The sequence below is a fragment of the Halomonas sp. genome (assembly GCF_031581305.1).
GTDB lineage: Bacteria > Pseudomonadota > Gammaproteobacteria > Pseudomonadales > Halomonadaceae > Halomonas.
Genome location: NZ_JAVLBC010000287.1, coordinates 1 through 2803 on the forward strand (window position 1 = coordinate 1; position 2803 = coordinate 2803).

The window sequence follows — 2803 nt, forward strand, 5'->3', positions numbered from 1 at the left end:
CAGCTTCCAGCTTCCAGCTTCCAGCTTCCAGCTTCCAGCTTCCAGCTTCCAGCTTTTGAAACGATCGCTTGACTCTCATCCTTGTGGCGGCTAATTTCAAACACGTGTTTGAAAATGGTCGCCGCCTTCCTGCGCCAGACTGCCGGCGCCCCCAATATGTGGAGAGTTCGAGATGCCCGCCTATCAGGCCCCCCTTCGTGACCTTCGCTTCGTGATGGACGAGATGCTGGACTATCCGTCCCACTATGCCCGCCTGCCCGGTGGCGAGGAGGCGTCGCCCGACGTGGTTGGTGCCATCCTGGAGGAGGGCGCACGCTTCGCCCGCGAGGTGCTGCTGCCGTTGAACCAGAGCGGTGACCGCGAGGGCTGCCTGCTGGAGGGCGGCGGGGTGAAGGCGCCGAAGGGCTTCAAGGAGGCCTACGCCCAGTACGTCGAGGGAGGCTGGCCGAGCCTGGCCGCCGACCCCGAGCACGGCGGCCAGGGTCTGCCGCCATCGCTTGCCATGGTGCTCAACGAGATGGTCTGTGCCACCAACCTGGCCTGGGGCATGTATCCGGGGCTCTCCCACGGCGCCGCCGATGCCCTGCGCCATCACGGTACCGACGAACAGCAGGCCACCTACCTGAGCAAGCTGGTGGAGGGCACCTGGACCGGTACCATGTGCCTCACCGAGCCGCACTGTGGCACCGACCTCGGCCTGATCAAGACCCGTGCCGTGCCCACCAATGCCGGCGCTTTCGATATCACCGGGACCAAGATCTTCATCTCCGCCGGCGAGCACGACCTGGCCGAGAACATCGTGCACCTGGTGCTGGCCAAGCTGCCCGACGCCCCGGAAGGCTCGAAAGGCATCTCGCTCTTTGTGGTGCCGAAATATCTTCCCAATGAAGCAGGGGACCCAGGCGAGCGCAACGGCGTGGTGTGTGGTTCGCTGGAGCACAAGATGGGCATTCACGGCAACGCCACCTGCGTGATGAACTTCGACGCGGCGAAGGGCTACCTGGTGGGCGCACCCAACAAGGGCCTGGCCTGCATGTTCACCATGATGAACGCTGCCCGCATCGGCGTCGGCATCCAGAGCCTGGGTCTCACCGAGGCGAGCTTCCAGAACGCCCTGGCCTACGCCCGCGACCGCCTGCAGATGCGCGCACTCTCCGGCGCCAGGGCACCCGAGAAGGCCGCCGACCCGATCATCGTCCACCCGGACGTGCGCCGCATGCTGTTGACCCAGAAGGCCTTCGCCGAGGGGGGGCGGATGCTGGTGCTCTTCACTGCGCAGATGATCGATACCGTCGAGCACGGGACTGACGTCGCCGAGAAGGAGCGCGCCGAGACCCTGCTGGGCCTGCTGACCCCCATCGTCAAGGCCTTCCTCACCGAGGTGGGTTACGAGGCGACCAACGAGGGCGTTCAGGTGCTCGGCGGCCACGGCTTCATCCAGGAGTGGGGCATGGAGCAGCTGGTGCGCGACGCACGCATCACCCGCCTCTACGAGGGCACCACCGGCATCCAGGCCCTCGATCTCCTGGGCCGCAAGGTGCTGAAGAGCCAGGGCGAGAGCCTCAAGGTGTTCACCAAGGAGATCCACATCTTCTGCCAGGCCGAGGAGGGCAACAGCGAGCTCGCCGAGTTCGTGCGCCCGCTGGCCAAGCTCAACCTGGAGTGGGGCGAGATGACCATGGCCATCGGCATGAAGGCCATGACCGACCGCGAGGAGGTGGGGGCGGCCAGCGTCGACTACCTGATGTATGCCGGCTACGTGACCCTTGCCTACCTCTTCGCTCGTGCGGCGAAACAGGCCCGTGCCGCTCTGGTCGAGGACACCGACGAGACGGCCTTCTATCGCGCCAAGCTCGACACCGCGCGCTTCTTCTACCAGCGGCTGCTGCCGCGCACCCGTGCCCACAAGGCCGCCATTGAGGCCGGTGCCCCGTCGCTGATGGCGATCAGTGCCGAGGACTTCGGCCTGGGCTTCGAGATCTGATGTCGTGACGGGCTGGCTAACGAGCACTCTCTCGATCGGGAACGATCGGTGTCAGGCGGCGGGGACATCCCCGCCGCTTTTTTCTGGTTCTTCGCAGACTGTCGTGATCGTTGCCCGCACGACATCGGTTTGCCACCCAGCCCCTGTAGGCTCGGTAAGCGCCAGCGCACCGAGCGTGGAGAAGGCGCCACTGTCACGCCGGATGCGCCTTCGGCTTATCCGGCCTACGCGAGACCCCGTCGTTTTCACGCCGAATTGCGATGCCCCTTTTTTCCTGTGCGTTCCATATGCAAGGGCGTCGGGCACGGCTGAACGTGCACCACTGATGATTGATTGGTGAATGTGGAAAGAGCAGGATGCATCGTAATGCGCTTGGCTATCTGCCTTGCCGTTCTTGCGGAGTGACTGCCTCATGCGTGTCTTTGCCAATCCCGTCGGCGCCGGGGCCCTATGGTTCGACAACCTCGCCACTGCCCAGGGAACGCCCGTTGCCTACGACCCTCAGGCCAGGGCCTTCATCACCATGCCGCCGTTCTGCGCCAACCGCGACGTGATCGGCTGCAACTGGATCGCCCCCAAGCAGGGCGCCTTCTGTCGCGCCTGCGCCATGACCGAGCTGGCCCCAGATACCTCCATTCCAAATGCCATCCCCCACTGGAACCAGACCGAGGCCGCCAAGCGCTGGGTGCTCGATAACCTGGGCCGCTGGAACTGGTTTCGCCCCGAGGATCCCGGCGCGCGTCCCGTGTTTCACATGCTGGCCGAGGGCCATACGCCGGTGCCCATGGGGCATGTCGGGGGCGTGGTGACGATCAGCGT

The 2803-nt window shown here is 65.1% G+C and carries 2 protein-coding genes; both read left to right on the forward strand.

Annotated elements, in window-relative coordinates; all coding sequences use genetic code 11:
* Window positions 1-172: 172 nt before the first annotated feature.
* A complete protein-coding gene (locus RI841_RS15815; protein WP_310706590.1) occupies window positions 173-1984 on the forward strand; it encodes an acyl-CoA dehydrogenase C-terminal domain-containing protein in 1812 nt (603 codons plus the stop codon).
* Between the two features lie 412 nt (window positions 1985-2396).
* Window positions 2397-2803, forward strand: a 407-nt coding sequence (locus RI841_RS15820; protein ID WP_405000956.1) for a putative zinc-binding metallopeptidase, incomplete at its 3' end; no start/stop codon positions are given.